Annotated in this window: 22 protein-coding genes and 3 pseudogenes; 16 read left to right on the forward strand and 9 right to left on the reverse strand. The window is 46.4% G+C overall.

Translation table 11 applies throughout. The features are described from left to right. Window positions 1-260: 260 nt before the first annotated feature. The 7 genes and pseudogenes from GJU82_RS17225 to GJU82_RS17620 all read left to right on the forward strand — a co-directional run bounded on the left by GJU82_RS17225 (window position 261) and on the right by GJU82_RS17620 (window position 3459). Entirely contained in the window at window positions 261-464 is a 204-nt protein-coding gene (locus GJU82_RS17225) for a hypothetical protein (RefSeq protein ID WP_228488482.1), read from the forward strand. Then, a complete protein-coding gene (locus GJU82_RS17605) occupies window positions 442-1074 on the forward strand; it encodes a citrate/2-methylcitrate synthase (RefSeq protein ID WP_255473896.1) in 633 nt (210 codons plus the stop codon). Before GJU82_RS17225 ends, GJU82_RS17605 begins: the two co-directional genes overlap by 23 nt. After that, the gene (locus tag GJU82_RS17610; RefSeq protein ID WP_255473897.1) at window positions 1071-1469 is read left to right on the forward strand and encodes a citrate/2-methylcitrate synthase; all 399 of its coding nucleotides are present in this window, start codon (window positions 1071-1073) and stop codon (window positions 1467-1469) included. Before GJU82_RS17605 ends, GJU82_RS17610 begins: the two co-directional genes overlap by 4 nt. A gap of 71 nt (window positions 1470-1540) precedes the next feature. Next, on the forward strand, window positions 1541-2560 hold the full coding sequence (locus tag GJU82_RS00010; protein WP_255473898.1) for a UbiD family decarboxylase: 1020 nt from the start codon (window positions 1541-1543) through the stop codon (window positions 2558-2560). A 76-nt stretch (window positions 2561-2636) separates the two neighbouring features. Further along, window positions 2637-3087, forward strand: a pseudogene (locus tag GJU82_RS17615) (hypothetical protein). Continuing rightward, window positions 3068-3172: pseudogene (locus tag GJU82_RS17795) on the forward strand (hypothetical protein); the annotation flags it as partial. The pseudogenes GJU82_RS17615 and GJU82_RS17795, both read left to right, overlap by 20 nt. 161 nt (window positions 3173-3333) lie before the next feature. Continuing rightward, window positions 3334-3459: a hypothetical protein gene (locus GJU82_RS17620; protein ID WP_255473900.1), complete on the forward strand. Its 126-nt coding sequence runs from the start codon at window positions 3334-3336 to the stop codon at window positions 3457-3459. Between the two features lie 21 nt (window positions 3460-3480). Here the strand turns inward: GJU82_RS17620 and GJU82_RS17230 are convergent, their stop codons facing one another. From GJU82_RS17230 to GJU82_RS17250, 5 genes are all read right to left on the reverse strand, one after another. Then, the gene (locus GJU82_RS17230; RefSeq protein WP_255473901.1) at window positions 3481-3996 is read right to left on the reverse strand and encodes a tRNA methyl transferase PRC-barrel domain-containing protein; all 516 of its coding nucleotides are present in this window, start codon (window positions 3994-3996) and stop codon (window positions 3481-3483) included. Continuing rightward, entirely contained in the window at window positions 3993-4658 is a 666-nt protein-coding gene (mnmA, locus tag GJU82_RS17235) for a tRNA 2-thiouridine(34) synthase MnmA (RefSeq protein WP_228488483.1), read from the reverse strand. The genes GJU82_RS17230 and mnmA overlap by 4 nt, the downstream gene beginning before the upstream one ends. Window positions 4659-4737: 79 nt before the next feature. Then, entirely contained in the window at window positions 4738-5076 is a 339-nt protein-coding gene (locus tag GJU82_RS17240) for a hypothetical protein (RefSeq protein ID WP_153630277.1), read from the reverse strand. Beyond that, window positions 5073-5408 carry a radical SAM protein gene (locus GJU82_RS17245; RefSeq protein ID WP_153630278.1) on the reverse strand — a complete coding sequence of 112 codons (336 nt, stop codon included), beginning with the start codon at window positions 5406-5408 and terminating at the stop codon, window positions 5073-5075. Before GJU82_RS17245 ends, GJU82_RS17240 begins: the two co-directional genes overlap by 4 nt. Continuing rightward, complete coding sequence (locus tag GJU82_RS17250) at window positions 5390-5743, reverse strand: hypothetical protein (protein ID WP_153630279.1); 354 nt, start codon at window positions 5741-5743, stop codon at window positions 5390-5392. The genes GJU82_RS17245 and GJU82_RS17250 overlap by 19 nt, the downstream gene beginning before the upstream one ends. Window positions 5744-5912: 169 nt before the next feature. On the opposite strand from GJU82_RS17250, the gene GJU82_RS17255 reads away from it, so the two are divergent. The 6 genes from GJU82_RS17255 to GJU82_RS17625 all read left to right on the forward strand — a co-directional run bounded on the left by GJU82_RS17255 (window position 5913) and on the right by GJU82_RS17625 (window position 8190). Continuing rightward, window positions 5913-6236, forward strand: coding sequence for a hypothetical protein (locus GJU82_RS17255; RefSeq protein ID WP_228488484.1), 324 nt, complete (start codon window positions 5913-5915; stop codon window positions 6234-6236). A gap of 60 nt (window positions 6237-6296) precedes the next feature. After that, the gene (locus GJU82_RS17260; protein ID WP_228488485.1) at window positions 6297-6578 is read left to right on the forward strand and encodes a hypothetical protein; all 282 of its coding nucleotides are present in this window, start codon (window positions 6297-6299) and stop codon (window positions 6576-6578) included. A gap of 62 nt (window positions 6579-6640) precedes the next feature. Further along, window positions 6641-7099 (forward strand): hypothetical protein, encoded by a 459-nt coding sequence (locus GJU82_RS17265; RefSeq protein ID WP_228488486.1) that lies wholly within the window; start codon window positions 6641-6643, stop codon window positions 7097-7099. 221 nt (window positions 7100-7320) lie between these two features. After that, the gene (locus tag GJU82_RS00045; protein ID WP_153630280.1) at window positions 7321-7806 is read left to right on the forward strand and encodes a hypothetical protein; all 486 of its coding nucleotides are present in this window, start codon (window positions 7321-7323) and stop codon (window positions 7804-7806) included. 31 nt (window positions 7807-7837) lie between these two features. After that, on the forward strand, window positions 7838-8068 hold the full coding sequence (locus GJU82_RS00050; protein WP_153630281.1) for a hypothetical protein: 231 nt from the start codon (window positions 7838-7840) through the stop codon (window positions 8066-8068). Then, window positions 8062-8190 (forward strand): hypothetical protein, encoded by a 129-nt coding sequence (locus tag GJU82_RS17625; RefSeq protein ID WP_255473902.1) that lies wholly within the window; start codon window positions 8062-8064, stop codon window positions 8188-8190. Before GJU82_RS00050 ends, GJU82_RS17625 begins: the two co-directional genes overlap by 7 nt. Before the next feature lie 188 nt (window positions 8191-8378). Here GJU82_RS17625 and GJU82_RS17270 read toward each other — a convergent pair whose 3' ends face one another. Both GJU82_RS17270 and GJU82_RS17275 read right to left on the reverse strand, forming a co-directional pair. Further along, window positions 8379-8705 carry a 3-oxoacyl-[acyl-carrier-protein] synthase III C-terminal domain-containing protein gene (locus tag GJU82_RS17270; RefSeq protein WP_228488487.1) on the reverse strand — a complete coding sequence of 109 codons (327 nt, stop codon included), beginning with the start codon at window positions 8703-8705 and terminating at the stop codon, window positions 8379-8381. Window positions 8706-8761: 56 nt separating this feature from the next. Next, the gene (locus GJU82_RS17275) at window positions 8762-9028 is read right to left on the reverse strand and encodes a hypothetical protein (protein WP_255473903.1); all 267 of its coding nucleotides are present in this window, start codon (window positions 9026-9028) and stop codon (window positions 8762-8764) included. 901 nt (window positions 9029-9929) lie between these two features. On the opposite strand from GJU82_RS17275, the pseudogene GJU82_RS17800 reads away from it, so the two are divergent. From GJU82_RS17800 to GJU82_RS17630, 3 genes and pseudogenes are all read left to right on the forward strand, one after another. Continuing rightward, window positions 9930-10504 (forward strand): annotated as a pseudogene (locus GJU82_RS17800) (RluA family pseudouridine synthase). Window positions 10505-10886: 382 nt separating this feature from the next. Then, window positions 10887-12497 carry a glycoside hydrolase family 2 TIM barrel-domain containing protein gene (locus GJU82_RS00065; RefSeq protein ID WP_153630282.1) on the forward strand — a complete coding sequence of 537 codons (1611 nt, stop codon included), beginning with the start codon at window positions 10887-10889 and terminating at the stop codon, window positions 12495-12497. After that, window positions 12431-13996 carry a glycoside hydrolase family 2 TIM barrel-domain containing protein gene (locus tag GJU82_RS17630; RefSeq protein WP_153630283.1) on the forward strand — a complete coding sequence of 522 codons (1566 nt, stop codon included), beginning with the start codon at window positions 12431-12433 and terminating at the stop codon, window positions 13994-13996. Before GJU82_RS00065 ends, GJU82_RS17630 begins: the two co-directional genes overlap by 67 nt. Before the next feature lie 8 nt (window positions 13997-14004). Here the strand turns inward: GJU82_RS17630 and GJU82_RS00075 are convergent, their stop codons facing one another. Next, window positions 14005-15642 carry an amidase gene (locus tag GJU82_RS00075; protein WP_153630284.1) on the reverse strand — a complete coding sequence of 546 codons (1638 nt, stop codon included), beginning with the start codon at window positions 15640-15642 and terminating at the stop codon, window positions 14005-14007. A gap of 180 nt (window positions 15643-15822) precedes the next feature. Beyond that, window positions 15823-16014 (reverse strand): cold-shock protein, encoded by a 192-nt coding sequence (locus tag GJU82_RS00080; RefSeq protein WP_106540221.1) that lies wholly within the window; start codon window positions 16012-16014, stop codon window positions 15823-15825. Between the last annotated feature and the right edge of the window lie 232 nt (window positions 16015-16246).

Here is a 16246-nt window from a genome sequence, read left to right on the forward strand (position 1 = left end):
TTTTTGCTTTACAGGATAGGTTTCTATAGGAATTGGCGCTCAAATCATCAAACCTTTTAACGTTTTTTTGTTATGATACAGAATTGACAGGGTTTGAAATATTGAGAATATTTAAATAAATTAATTAGATTTGAGAACAACTCACACCTATTACTATGGACTATATCAAGGAAAAACTCCTAAAAAAGGGAATCAGGAGAGACAAATTGTAAAAAAAACTGGCGAAGGAGCACGGTGATCTGCAGCTGGATACCGTTTCGATGGGCCAGGTGCTGACGGGCATGAAAGGCGTTACAAGTTTGCTCACTGTTACTTCGAAGCTGGATCCGGAAAGCGGTATTCGTTTCCGGGGCTATTCGATCCCCGAATTGCAGGAGAAGCTTCCCAAGCTAAATCCGGAAGGAGAACCTTTGCCGGAGGGCTTATTTTATTTTAATGTTATTGGACGAGCTGCCGACGGTTGAAGATGTTCAGTATTTGACAAACGAATGGACCAAGCGGAATAAAGTTCCGGGGCACGTTTTCGATGTGATCAATGCTTTACCTCCTACCAGTAAGCCGATGACACAATTCAGTACTGGTATTATGGCTATGGCCACAGAATCACTGTTTCAGAAAGCCTATCGTGAAGGTGTCCCGAAAGATGAATACTGGGATACAACTTATGAAGATGTCATGAATTTGATTGCCCAGTTGCCGACAATTGCCGCTTATATTTATCGGCGCAACTATCAGGGCGGTGACATCATTCCGCCAAATCCGAAACTCGATTGGGCAGCCAATTTTGCGCACATGATGGGATACGATAGTGAAGAAGTCTATCGTTTGTTCCGTTTGTACCTATTCCTACACGCTGACCATGAAGGAGGAAACGTATCGGCTCACACAACCCACCTGGTGTCTTCAGCATTGAGTAATCCGTTTTATGCGTATGCCGCTGGTATGACAGGATTAGCAGGACCGCTTCATGGTTATGCCAATCAGGAAGTGATTCGCTGGATAAAAGGTATGCTCGAAGAAATTGGGCCATGTGGATGTGCAGATGACGAAAAAAAGAAATTGCGAATTATGTGAAGAACTACATTTCAGAAGGAAAAGTAATTCCCGGATTCGGACATGCTGTTTTGCGTGTAACTGATCCACGTTATACCGCTCAGAAAAAATTCGCAGAGAAGTACATTAAAGATGATCACCTGATTGATGTGGTGAACTGCATGTATGAAGTCGTTCCTCCTGTATTGCAATCGCTGGGTAAGGTGAAAAATCCCTGGCCGAATGTGGATGCTTATTCCGGATCGCTTTTGACTCATTATGGTATCGACGAGTATTTCTTCTATACCGTGATGTTTGGTGTCAGCCGGGCTTTGGGCGTATTGGCTCAGTTGGTTTGGGACCGAATTTATGCGTTGCCTATCGAGCGTCCGAAATCACAAACCCTGCATTGGTTCAAAGAGCAGGCGGGCATATGATAATACGATTGTTTTTATGAAAAGATGGGGGATTGCTAAAATCCCCTATTTTTATATCAAAATTTTTGAAAATGGCATTTCAGGGAATTCATGAATATATCGACCTTTTAGAGCGAAAAGGAGAGTTAATCAGAATTAGTGGGTACGTTAACCCGGTGTTGGAAATACCCGAAATTGTTGACAGGGTATCCAAATCACCCGAAGGGGGGAAAGCGCTGTTATTTGAAAATACCGGGACTGATTTTCCGGTTCTGATTAACGCTTTTGGTTCAAATAACCGGATGGCGCTGGCGTTGGGTGCCGATAACCTGAATGCCATTGGCGACGAAATTGAGTCGTTGTTTAAGAAACTGGTGAGCCCCAAAGCCGGTTTAATGGAAAAACTCCGGATGCTCCCCATGCTGGGGCAGATTTCTTCGTGGATGCCGAAATCCGTATCCGGAAAAGGGAAATGCCAGGAAGTTGTAATGAAAGAGCCGGATATGGGGAAGTTACCGGTACTGACCTGCTGGCCGGCCGATGGCGGTCCGTTTGTTACGTTGCCTTGTTGTGTGGTGACCCGTGATCCGGAAACAGGCGTTCGCAATGTTGGAATGTACCGCATGCAGGTTTTTGGTCCGAATTTAACCGGAATGCACTGGCACAAACACAAAACCGGGGCACGCCATTTCAACGAGTATAAGAAAAGGGGCGAGCGCATGCCCATTTCCGTCGTCTTGGGCGGCGACCCGGCATACACGTATGCAGCCACTGCCCCGCTACCCGATAACATCGACGAGTACCTTCTAGCGGGCTTTTTACGAAAGAAAAGAGTGGAGCTGGTAAAATGTATCACCAACGATCTGGAAATTCCCTCAAATGCCGATTTTGTTATCGAAGGATATGTAGACCCGGAAGAGGATTTTATCTGGGAAGGACCGTTTGGCGATCACACTGGATTTTATTCGCTGGCCGACTGGTACCCCAAGTTTCATGTTACCTGTATAACCACCGGAAGGATGCCGTTTATCCGGCTACCATTGTTGGTATCCCTCCGCAGGAAGATGCGTACATCGGTCGCGCTACGGAGCGCATTTTCCTTAGCCCGATGAAGCTGACCATGATCCCGGAAATGGAAGACATGGAATTACACCGGCGGGAGTTGCACACAACCTGGCCATTTCGAAAATTGATAAGACATTTGCCGGACAGGCAGCGAAGGTAATGAATGCCATGTGGGGCGCCGGCCATGATGTTCAACAAAGTGATGATTGTGGCTGATGGCCAAACCGACATTCACAATTATCCTGAAATTGCCCGGATGGTGTCCCGGGTCGTCGATCCGGCACACGACATTTATTTCACGCAAGGACCGATGGATGTGCTCGACCATTCTGCTTCTAAATTTGCGTACGGTTCCAAAATGGGTATCGATGCCACCCACAAGTACGAAGAGGAACTATATAACGAACTTGATAACTACTCCGTTCCGGCGAGTTCCGTTGTTTCTGTAAAAGACATAAAAAAGGAAATTCCGGAAGTACACGATATCAATGCCGGATTGCTCGATATGGGCATTTCGTTCGTGGTCGTGTCGGTTAAGAAAAATCAAACCGGGAATGGTGAAAGCGCTGGGTGAAAAGTTGACCGAAAACAAAGCATTCAAGGGAGTTAAATTCATTGCCATTGTTGATGAAGAGCTTGATATCCGTGACATGAATGCGGTGGGTTGGTATGTTTCGGGCAACATCGATCCCAAACGCGATTCCCAAATCTTTGAAGGGGGAAGCGAAGAGATGTTTCTCACCTGGTACTGGACGGAACACGCAAATCCGGTTCGCTCGATAATTTCAAACGCGACTGGCCCAATCCGGTGGTCTCGTCCATGGAAACCATCCGGAAAGTGGATGAAATGTGGCCCAACCTTGGATTGGGTGAATTCATCGAATCGCCATCGTTACGATATATTCCCATTCAGAAAGGTGACGGAGCTATTGCCGGGGAAGAATGAGCCGATAATCCGGGTCCAAAATCATTCAATCACACCCGAACCAATTTGCTCATCGTCGGTGTACCAGGCTACAAACTGCCCGGCTGTAATGCCGCGCTGTTCTTCTTCGAAAATAACGTAGAGGCCTTCTTCGCGCATGTACATCCGTCCTTTTTCGAGAGGCTGACGATACCGTATCCGGAAGAGAAAATCCTTTTCTTCTCCCACCGGAATTTCCAGGTCGGGTCTAATCCAGTGAGTATCTTCTTTGGGAACAAACAGCCCGGGACGGTACAGCCCGGGATGTGATTTTCCTTCGCCCACATAAATAATGTTCCGGTTAATGTCGGTGGCCAACACGAAGAGAGGTTCAGCATAACCGCCTATATTCAATCCTTTCCGTTGCCCGATGGTATAAAACTGGGCACCGTTGTGCTCGCCGATTACTTTCCCGTTCCACGGTTTGTAAGGGAAGGCATAGCATAGTTTTTTGAAATTGTCCGGTGTTTTTTCCACTCCCTTTTTCCGGGCCATAAAGTTGGCCGGAATTTCAATCACGTTGCCCTTTTTCGGTTCCAGCTTTTGCTGAAGAAAACGGGCAAGTCCACTTTTCCCACAAAGCAGATTCCCTGTGAATCCTTTCGTTCGGCAGTTATCAATCCCTGTTCACGGGCAATTTCACGCACATCAGGCTTCAGCAAATGGCCTATCGGGAATATGGACTTAGCCAGTTGTTCCTGGTTGAGCTGACACAGGAAATAACTCTGGTCCTTGTTTGGGTCGGAACCGGCCAGCAGCAAGCGATAGTATGTTTTTCCATCCTTCACTACCTCGGCTTTCCGGCAATAATGTCCGGTGGCCACGTAGTCGGCACCCAGTTCCATAGCCTTTTCCATGAACATGTCGAACTTGATTTCGCGATTGCAGAGCACGTCCGGGTTGGGCGTATGCCCTTTCCCGTACTCCTCGAACATATAATCGACTACCCTTTTCCGGTAGAAATCCGACAAATCGACTACGTGGAAGGGGATATCCAGCTTTTTGGCAATCATCTCTGCAAAGGTGATATCATCCTCCCAGGTACAACTCGCCCGTCCGGTGCGTTCTTTCCAGTTAATCATGAACACACCAATCACTTCATAACCTTGCTGCTTGAGCAGGTATGCGGCAACGCTCGAATCGACGCCGCCCGATAATCCGACTACAACTTTTTCCTTCATGCGTAATAAAAATCAGCGCAAAGGTATTCTTTTTAAAAGAATTGACAACGAATGAATGGGGAGGCGTTGAGCGCTTAACCTAGATATAATCGATGATGTGGTGATGGCAATTGGTGCAGTTCCCTTTTTTATCGAGTCCGGAAATCTCGGTGTAGTAACCTGATCGGTCGATGACCCGCTGGTGGCATTTACTGCAGAAAGTAGAGCTGCGGCGGTCATCCCCTACATTTCCCAAGTAAACGTAATTCAAATGCCGCACAGCGATTTCAAATAAATCGAGTAGCGTATTCACCGGTGTGGCTGCAATGTTCTGTTTGAAAGCAGGGAAATAGCGGGATAGATGCAGTGGCGTATCTTTTCCGGTTTCCCCGGCTATCCAGCGAACCATCTCTTCAAATTCATCAAAGTCATCGTTCATCCCGGGAATGACCAGTTGGTCAGCTCCAGATGGCTCTCAGATTGCGCAATGATGCGGATGCTGTTCTTCACGGGTTCCAGTCTGGCACGCGTCATTTTGTGATAAAAGTTCTCCGAAAAGGCTTTCAGATCGACATTGAAAGCGTCGATATAGGGCAGAAGCCTTAACAGAGGAGCCTTGTTGATGTAGCCATTGGTCACCATCACGGTTTTCAAACGCGTATTCAGCGCCCGTTTGGAAATTTCGTACATGTATTCATAAGCAATACCGGGTTCGCTGTAGGTAAAAGCAATTCCGAGGTTGTCCTCATCGCTTAGCGCAATCTGTACCAACTCTTCGGTTGAAATAATTTAAAGTTGTCAAATTCGTCGGGCGATACCTGCGAGATACGGTAGTTCTGGCAAAACGAACACTTCAGGTTACAGCCAATGGTGCCAATGGAGAGGATTTTACTTCCGGGATAGAAGTGATAGAGCGGCTTCTTCTCGATAGGGTCGGAACCGTATGCGGCTACCTTCTCAAAAATTTCGGTATACAAGTCTCCGCCCACATTTTTCCGAACCCGGCAGGCCCCGCGTTTCCCTTCATTTATGATGCAGTAGTGTGGGCATAACTTACACCGGACAATGTTCTGGCCCGCCCTTTCGTAATACAACGCATTCTTCATGGGGGATGAATATTGTGTTCGTCACTTATCATCAACAATTCAGATTGGCTGGTAGTTCAATCGGTCTTCCTGTAAAGAAACAGGCAGACTATCAAAATTTGGGCGAAGTTGCCGGAAGAAAATCATATCTTACTATGAAAGATTATGGTATTTTTACCGCACCGTAACCATGAATGATATCGATAACATATTAGCACAGTCCGGTTTTTCCCGTGAGGAAATCATCCGCCTGCTTTCGCTGGAAGGAGAGGCGAAGATGAACCTTTTCAGGAAAGCTGCCGAAGTGAAAGCTGAACACACCGGGCATGAAGTTTACTTTCGCGGCTTGGTGGAGTTTCAAACGTATGCGATAAAAAACTGCTACTATTGCGGCATCCGGAAGGATAATGACGGGGTGCATCGCTACAACCTTTCCGATGAGGACATTCTGACAGCGGCCGTTTTGCCTGGGAGAATCGCTACGGTTCGTTGGTGTTACAATCGGGAGAATTAGCCTCACCTGCGTTTGCCAACCGGGTAGAAAACCTGTTGCGCGAAATCAAGCGGTTGAGCAATGGCGAGCTTGGCATCACCATATCGCTGGGCGAACAATCGCCCGAAGTGTACCGCCGCTGGTTCGAAGCTGGCGCACACCGCTATCTGCTGCGCATCGAGTCATCAACTCCGGAACTGTACCGACGAATCCATCCAAACGATTCATTACATGATTTTGATACTCGTTTTAGCCTGCCTGCAGTCGCTGCAGGAAACCGGTTACCAGACCGGCACCGGTGTGATGATTGGCCTGCCTTTTCAAACCCTCGAAAATCTGGCCGATGACCTGCTCTTTTTTTAAAACTTTCGATATCGACATGGTAGGCATGGGGCCGTATCTCGAGCATGCCGAAACGCCTCTGTATGCATTTCGCGATACATTTGATGCCATTGCAACACCGCTTTGAGCTTTCGCTGAAAATGATTGCCGTTTTGCGATTGCTCATGCCCGACATCAACATTGCGGCGGCAACAGCGTTGCAGGCCATCGATCCGCTGGGGCGTGAAAAAGCTGTGAAAGTGGGTGCCAATGTGATTATGCCCAATATTACCCCCGGCATGTATCGCAAACGATTACGCACTTTACCAGAACAAGCCCTGTGTTGGGGAGGAACCGGAACAGTGCAAAGGGTGCCTGGATGCCCGCATTGCGCTGGCCGAAGGAGTGATTGGCTATGGCAAGTGGGGCGATTCACTTCATTTTCAAAAGCGGATGAAGGTTTCCTCCCGGTAGTACTTTACATTTTTTCCGTACAACAATTCTCCTGTCCATGCCGCGTGGTGTGGCGAACTGTGGAAAGGTTATCGATGTGTGGAATTTAATTCCACAAAGTGTGGAATCTGTCCCACAACCCTTATAGAACTTGCCGAGCCGGTATTTTCCCGAATAATATTTATTAGTCTATTCCCGGTTGATTTCTAATTGCTTATGTCGGGTTGTTCAGGTAGGGAAATATCGCTGAAAGTTTTGGCATAATATTCCCTTATTAGTTAACAGGTGATTTGATATTAATTATTGGACGAAAACGAAAGTGAATAAAGAAATGAGGAAGCTAGTTATTATTTTGCTCGTGTTGCCTTTTTTTACGGCATGTAATCAAAAGGAATTAAAAAAGTTGAAGGAAGAAAATGCACAACTGACCCAAATAGCGCAGAAGCGTGATTCCACCATCAACGATTTTGTTGAATCGTTTCAGGCCATTGCTGCCAACCTCGATTCAATTAAGGTAAAAGAGAAATTGATTTCGGTACAGGCTGCGGGAGAACAGACTGCTGATTCAAAAACGCAGGTGTTGAATGATTTGAATTTGGTGAAAAGCCAGCTGAATAAGAATAAAGCTGATTTGGCCGATTTGAACAATAAACTGAAAAATAGTTGGTACCGCAATTCAAAACTGAAGAAATTGACTGAAAGTCTGCAGAGACAGATTCAGGAAAAAGAGGAGTCGGTTGCTAACCTGACATCTCAGGTTGCTGCTCTGAACGGAAAAGTGGATAACCTGAATGGACAGGTTGCCGAGTTGAAATGATACAGTTCAATCGCTCTCTGCAGAAAATCAGTTGAAAGGAAAATTACTGAACGAAAAGACAGATAGACTTCATACCGCTTACTACGTAACCGGTACGACAAAGGAGCTGAGGGATCAGCATGTTATTTCAGCCACAGGAGGCTTACTGGGAATTGGAAGGACAAACAAGTTAAACGACCAAATCGATCCGTCGAAATTTACGGCCATCGATATCACCAAGACGACAACGATTCCGGTGAATGGGAGAAAATCAACATGGTAACAGCACACCCGGCTGACTCGTACAAAATCGAGCAAAAGGACAACGAAGTTGAAGCCATCACGATTACAAACCCTGAAGAATTCTGGAAAGCTTCCAGGTATTTGGTCGTGGCTGAAAGATAATTATTAGGTTTTAAGATTGGTTTCTCAAAAGAGCATCCCGCCCGGGATGCTCTTTTAGTTTGTAGCCGGTAACAAAAAAAACGTTGCCCAGCTCTAGTCAATTTCCGAGGGGCAGATTACCACGCCGTGTAATTAACCAACCAAGCGGATTGGAAAGGGAATTTTTATATCGTAAAGCTTTAGAATGCCTATGGCATTTTATAGACCAATGAATTAATATTCATTCCAGCCCCAACAGAAGCAAACACCAGTATGTTTCCATTTGTCACCTTCTGATCAGTCAATTGGTTATCAAGTAGCAAACTAAGCAAAGTAGGAATCGTTGCCACCGAACTATTTCCGAGTTCGGCTATGGTCATTGGCATAATATGTTTAGGAATTTCTTTTTTATTATAGAGCTTGAACAAGCCTGTCAGTATGGCATCGTCCATTTTGGCATTCGCCTGATGTATCAATACTTTATCTATCTGTTCCAATTCTATTTTTGCTTTTTCAAGGGCTTCTTTTACAACCATCGGAACCGTATTTAATGCATATTCATAATTTACGCCCATGCATTTTTAAAAATAATTCATTCCCTTGATAATCCGGGTTGTTCGATTTGCCCATCCGAAGCAGGAAAATGATTTAACATATCTGATCGGGAAGCGTGGGAGAGAATTCCAACAGGCTCATCACTCTCAATCGCTTCCAGAATGGTCGCGCCGGCACCGTCAGAATAAATCATACTATCTCTGTCGTATGGGTCGGATATGCGTGAGAGGGTTTCCGCCCCTATTATTAACGCCCTTTTTGCATCACCGGATCGAAGGAAATAATCTGCCTGTATCATACCCATGAGCCATCCGGGACAACCAAAAGGCACATCAAATGCGATGGTTTTTGGGTTTTCGATACCTAATTTATTTTTAACCCGGGCTGCCAGGCTGGGAAGCAGGTCTGACTTTCGATTATTATTTTGTACATCCCCGAAATTATGTGCGACAATAATATAATCAAGGCTTTCTTTATTAACCCCTGAATTTAGGATAGCATCTTTTGCTGCAAAAGATGCTATATCAGAAGCTTGCAGGTCGCAGTAACATACTTCGTTCTCTGATCCCAGTTATTTTCTCAAATTTTTTATTATTTCTTCATTCGGGTATTTATTTATTCCCATCAGAATCATAAAATTCATTATGCAGAAAATCTTCATTTAATACTCTTTTTTCAGGGATATAATATCCTGAACCTTTATAACAGAATATCGCTTTTTCATTCGTTGTATTATAATCCACGTCAACAAAATTAATTCGTGGGGAGTAAAACTACAATATATCTTCATATTAATTCGCTCTTGGAAGCATATTTGTAATTTATCCGAATCTTGGGGACAGCCCGGGGCAACACGATAATTATTCACCCGTCATCAACGATATACTGCGATCTTTCGGAGGAAATGGAGGAAGCGTTTAAGATACCGGATACAAATGTGCGCCTGGGGTTGGACCGGAAGATGTTGAGGATATGAAAGAAGACATTCAGCAGGCGTTGGATAAATTAACGTAAAAATTCGACAGAAAGACCAGCGGCGAAATGTTGCCACTTTAATACTACCTTTGCCTCCATAAATCATAGCGATGCAGGAAAAACAGACCTCAGTTAAACGGCCTTCAAAGAAACACGAACCCAAGGGATTAACCATTCTTTATGAGGATCGGGATATTTTGGTAGTCAATAAGATGAATGGTTTGCTCACGATGAGTACCGCCAGGGAAAAGGAGAATACCGCTTATTTTCTGCTGACCGACTATGTGAAAAAAGGAAATCCCCGCTCTAAGAGCCGGATATTTATTGTACATCGGCTGGACAGGGAAACCTCCGGAGTATTGGTTTTGCGAAGAGTGAACCCGCCAAACGGTATTTACAGGATAACTGGGCAACGTTTCATAAAACGTATTACGCGGTTGTTCACGGTCAGCTGGCCGAAAAAGAAGGCATCATTACCTTTATTTGGTGGAGAACCAGTTGCACCGGATGTACTCCATCAATAATCCGAAAGGGAAAGTTTTCGAAAACCGGTTACCGGGTCGTCAGGGAATCGGACCAGCTTAGCTTGCTGGAAATCGATCTTTTTACCGGAACGAAGAACCAGATCAGGGTCCAGTTTTCGGAAGAGGGACATCCGGTGGCCGGCGATAAAATGTACGGAGTAAAAGATCGAGGCGTCAAACGACTGGCGCTCCATTCGGCTTCCTTAAAGCTGACCCACCCATTTACGAAAGAAACCATGGTTTTGAGACGGATATTCCGGCCTACTTCAAAGTGTTATTGAAGCATTAGGTCTTTCATGAGGTAGAAGGTATTTCTCCCAAACTATCGTTTCACTATTTCCTCGTTAACTTTCACTCTATTCAGGACTTTTATCTGGACGCTACCGGGAATACCGAGCGAGACTTGAAACATTCCTTGTTCTCTTCCTAAATCTTTCAATGAAAGGAGAAGTTGTATCTCATTCGATGTGGAGAAATTTGACTAACGCAAACTGGTAGGTACTGGTTGGATATTTGCGCCAAACTTCTTATTTTACACACTCAAAACAGTACATAAATCCTGCCTAATGATGAAAAGAATATCACTGATTACTTTTTTGTTGACGCTTCTGTCGCTGGCTTCTTTCGGGCAAAAAATATCCGAAGGATTGGGAAAATCCGCGCATGATTGAACGGAACAAAATGGAAGCGCATGCCACGCTGTATCCGTTTCAGGATGTGAAAACAGCCCTGACCATGGAGCGGGACAATTCGCAATGGTACGAATCGTTGAATGGGACCTGGAAATTTTATTTCGTTCCTAAAGCCGAAGGAGCAACTACCGATTTCGCGAAAAAGGGGTTTGATGCTTCTGCTTGGGACAACATTTCGGTGCCATCAAGCTGGGAAATGAAAGGATACGGTACCCCGATTTATACCAACATTACTTATCCTTTCCCGGCAAAACCACCGTATATCCTTCGGGACAATCCGGTCGGTTCATACATCCGCGACTTTGATGTGCCTGATAACTGGAAAGACCGGGAAGTAATCTTACACTTTGGCGGCGTTTCGTCGGCCATGTATGTGTGGGTGAACGGACAAAAAGCGGGGTATAGCCAGGGAAGCCGGCTTCCGGACGAGTTTGATATTACTGATTATATCGTACCCGGAAAGAACCGGGTGGCGGTGCAGGTGTACCGCTGGAGCGACGGCAGTTACCTGGAAGATCAGGACCATTGGCGGATGAGCGGTATTCACCGGGAAGTGTACCTGGTGGCTCAGCCCAAAGTGAATATATATGATCTGGCTGTTCGCACCGATTTGGATGCGGCATACAAAGATGCCGAGCTGCAAATCCGGCCGCGCGTAAAAGTACCGGATGATACCGATCCAAAGGGATGGACATTTAGTGCACAATTGTATAACGAGCAGGGAAACAAAGTAAAGAACGGGGAGATGAGTATCTTGGTGAATCATATTTTGCACGAAAGTGTCCCACAGCGCGACAACGTACCATTTGCTTTGCTGAAAACGCATATTACCAATCCGGTGAAATGGTCGGCCGAGAATCCGTACCTCTACATATTGGTTGTAACCCTGAAGGATGCTGATGGCAACGTTGTGGATGCGACCAGTACGCATGTGGGGTTCCGGAAAGTTGAGTGGAACCACGGCGTATTCAAGGTCAACGGCCGTCCGGTGAAGCTATACGGCGTGAACCGGCACGATCACAGCGACGTGAATGGAAAGGCGGTTACCCGGAAGGAGATGCTCGACGATATTCTTCTGATGAAGCGCTTCAACCTGAATGCGGTGCGTACTTCGCATTATCCGAACGATCCGTATTTCTACGATATGTGCGACAAATACGGTATTTATGTTCTGGATGAAACCGATCTGGAAACACATGGCCTGACTGGCTATTTCACCAACAATACCTCCTGGACATACGCATTTGTGGATCGTGCCGTCAGGATGGTGGAACGGGACAAAAATCACCCGGCCATTATCGGTTGGTCGCTTGGAAACGAATCGGGGGTAGGCCCGAACCATGCGGCAATGGCCGGTTGGATTCGCAGTTACGACCCGGCCCGGTTGATTCACTACGAAGGAGCGCAGGGCGATCCGGCCAGTCCGGATTATGTGCCGGTTAACAGCAAGGATATTGGAAACGGCCCTATGATGCCAATCCAACCGATAGGCAATGGGTCGATGTTATCAGCCGGATGTATCCGTCGCCAGCTTTGCTCGAAGGATTGGCGAAAAGCCCCTGGGTTCACCGCCCCATCGTGATGTGTGAATACGCCCACTCCATGGGCAACTCCACCGGCGATTTGAAAAAATACTGGGAGGTCATCCGTTCGCATCCCAACCTGATGGGTGGTTTTATCTGGGACTGGATTGATCAGGGCATCCTAGAGAAGGATAAAGACGGTAAACCTTACTGGGCCTATGGAGGCGATTTCGGCGACAAGCCCAACGACGGAAACTTCTGTATTAATGGTATTGTTGCTCCCGATCGCACGGCCAAACCAGCCTTGTGGGAGTGCAAACATGTATTCCAGCCCATCAGTGTCAGTCCGGTTGACCTGAAGAATTTCGATTTCACGGTAGTGAACCGGCAGGACTTTACGGGCCTGGAACCCTATACGCTCAAGTGGTTGTTACGGGAAAACGGTGTTGAGGTGCAGCATGGTATCATTCCGGCGCCTGCTTGTGCTCCGGGAGAGAATGCCCGTTTCCATGTTCCGGTCGATCAAGACAAACTGAAGAAGGATGCTGAGTACGTTCTGAATATCAGCTGGGATTTGGCGAAGAAAACGCTGTGGGCCGATGCCGGGTTCGAAATTGCCTGGAATGAATTTACCCTTCCGGGACACAAAGTGAAACCGGCTGCGGTAGTTTCCGGTAAGGCGAGAGCCACCGAAAATGGCAACCATATTACCTTGTCGGGAAAGAACTTCACGGTAGTGGTTGATAAGGCGAAGGGAGCCGTTTCGTCCTATAAAGTGAATGGCAAAGAACAGTTCGTTAGTCCGTTGAAGCCTGACTTCTGGCGTGTGCCAACAGATAATGATCTGGCTGGTGGTAATCATATTTTCCGCGACATGCGTGTTTGGAAAGACGCGGTTGCCCATATGACCCTTCAGTCGGCAACCATTGACGAGAATCAATCAGGTGTTGTTTGTACCTATAGGCTGCCGGTGGATGCATCGACACTGAAGGTGCACTATCTGGTGGAAGAAAACGGAACGCTTCAGGTGTCGGCCGATGTATTGAAAGGTGACAACGCGCCCGATTTGCCACGCTTTGGCTTTACGGTGGAAGTTCCGGGAACGTTGACCGAAACGGCGTATTACGGAAAAGGGCCGTGGGAAAATTACTGGGACCGGAAATCAGGCGCCAAACTGGCCTTGTATAAAACACCGACCAGCGATTTGCAATACAAATATGTGCGTCCGCAGGAAAACGGTAACCGGAGCGATGTTCGCTGGTTTGCCCTTGCCGGGAAAAACGGAGGTTTGATGGTCCGGGGAGGGGCGAAGGTCGATTTCAGCGTGTGGCCTTACACCGCACCCGATTTGGAGCAGGCAAAACACATTGATGAGGTGCAGGTTCGCGATTTCTTCACCGTTCACATCGACTACAAGCAATTGGGTGTTGGCGGCGACGATACCTGGAGCGCCCAAGCCATTGCCCATCCGCCGTACCGGTTATCGGCCAAAAGCTATCAATACAGCTTTACCATTCGTACGGTAAAATCCATTGCACAGGCAGAGAAACTTTATTAGATCACGGTTTATAAAAACAGGGAAAACCCCAGCTGGTTTAACAACGACGGAATAAACTTCGGCGCCTGCCTTAATTTGGTAGCCTGCTCGAAAGAATAAGCCAGTTTGATCAGTTCCGGTTCCGACCACGCTGTACCGACAAAGGAAAGACCGATAGGTAATTCGTGGACAAATCCGGACGGCACGGTAATACTCGGATATCCCGAAACAGCGGCCAAATCCGAGCTTCCACCACCAAAATGATCGCCATTTAACCGGTCGATGGTCCACGAGGGGCCATTCGTTGGTGCAATCAATGCATTCAGGTTGTGCTTCTTCATGGCGCTGTCGATATATTTTGCCGGAAGGGTTTTGGTAATCTTGAGTGCGTTCAGGTACTCTTTCTCCGAAGGTGTTTTCTCTTCAGCAGTAATGAAAATCGCCTGGTCGGACCATTGCAATTCTTTAGCATTGTTCTGCTTGTTAAACTCGATGAGTTCCTTCAGGTTTTTCCTGGGAGCTTCAGGATGTTCAGCAAGGTATTTATTCAGGTCGTTTTTGAACTCGTAAACCATAACTGTCCATTCGGCTTTGGACCATTCCTTCTGATCTTTCATGGGTTCCAGATCCACCAGTTCGGCTCCCTGTAGCTTCATGGCATCCATCGCCTGGTCCATGAGCGTATCCACATCCGGGTTAAACCCGAAGTAATCTTTTATGATACCAATTCGTGCCCCGTTTAGTCCGTTTTTATCCAGGAACTGCGTATAATCGGTCCCTTTCCATTTGGAAGCAGGCATGGTGGATTTGTCGTTGGCATCGTCGCCAACCAACGGTCCCAAAAGTGTGGCTGCATCCGTAACGCTTCGGGCCATCGGTCCGGCGGTATCCTGGCTGTGCGAAATGGGAATGATGCCGTGGCGTGACCACAGTCCAACCGTTGGTTTGATGCCTACCACCCCGTTTATCCCGGAAGGACAAACAATGGAACCATCCGTTTCGGTCCCGATGGCAATGGCGCAAAAGTTCGACGAAACGGCAGCTCCGGAACCGGAACTGGAGCCACAGGGTGAGCGATCGACCACATATGGATTACAGGTCTGGCCACCGCGGCCGCTCCATCCGCTTGAGGAATGATTGGAACGGAAGTTGGCCCATTCGCTGAGGTTGGTTTTCCCCAGCAAAACAGCGCCGGCTTCCCGAAGTTTTGCGACAATAAAAGCGTCGTTCTTGGGGTGATTGCCTTCCAGGGCCAGCGATCCGGCCGTAGTTTGCATCTTATCGCCGGTATCGATGTTGTCTTTTATCAAAATGGGAATTCCATGCAACGGGCCTCTCACTTTTCCGGCTTTTCGTTCTTCATCCAGTTTTCTTGCAATGGTAATGGCATCGGGATTCAGTTCGATGACGGTGTGGAGTGACGGGCCGTTTTGATCGACGGCCTTAATTCGTCCCAGGTATTTGTTGGTCAGCTGTTCGGTGGTAAGTTCGCCGCTTTTCATCTTTTGCTGAAGTTGCTCAATGGTCACCTCGTTGAATTCGAACCGGGTGAAATCAGCAGTTGGTGCAGCTGTTTTTCCTGATTTGTCCTCGCAGGCGGCCAATGGAGACAGTGAAAATGCTGCCCCGCCAATGGCAGCTGTTTTGAAAAAGCTTCTTCTTTTCATTCGATTAAAATTTATTTTTTTAAATGGTCGAATGGAACTCGTATGTTGCGAAAATTAACTATTTAAAGCGTTTTTAGCAGTAGTAACATACTCGTTTCATGGAAAGGGTTTTGTTTTTTATAAAAAAGAAAGCCTCGGCCAAGATGGCGAGGCTGGAAAGATGTTCTGAAATGAAATAAACTATAGTAGTTTAACATTTACTGCATTCAGTCCTTTTTTACCTTCTTTCAGTTCGAAAGTAACTTCATCGTTTTCTTGTATTTCGTCGATCAATCCGGTTACGTGGACAAAATACTCATTGTCTGATTCTGCGTCTTTAATAAAACCAAAGCCTTTGGTTCTGTTAAAGAACTTAACTGTTCCCTTGTTCATAGTTTTGAGTTGATAATGTAGTTCTAACAAATTTACATTAATCAGTGATAAAATATAGAATTTATGTTAAATAAAATAGAATTTTGTTTGTTATATGAGCTTTGAACCAGTAGTTTGAGTTTGTGTAAATAATAAAAAGCAGATAGAAAAACGCTGAAACGACCGGATATTTTACCTTTTGCGGGAAAAAGGAAACCGCCGGAAATTATCCGACGGTTGATATGAGATTTTT

The organism is Prolixibacter sp. SD074, assembly GCF_009617895.1.
Classification (GTDB): Bacteria; Bacteroidota; Bacteroidia; order Bacteroidales; family Prolixibacteraceae; genus Prolixibacter.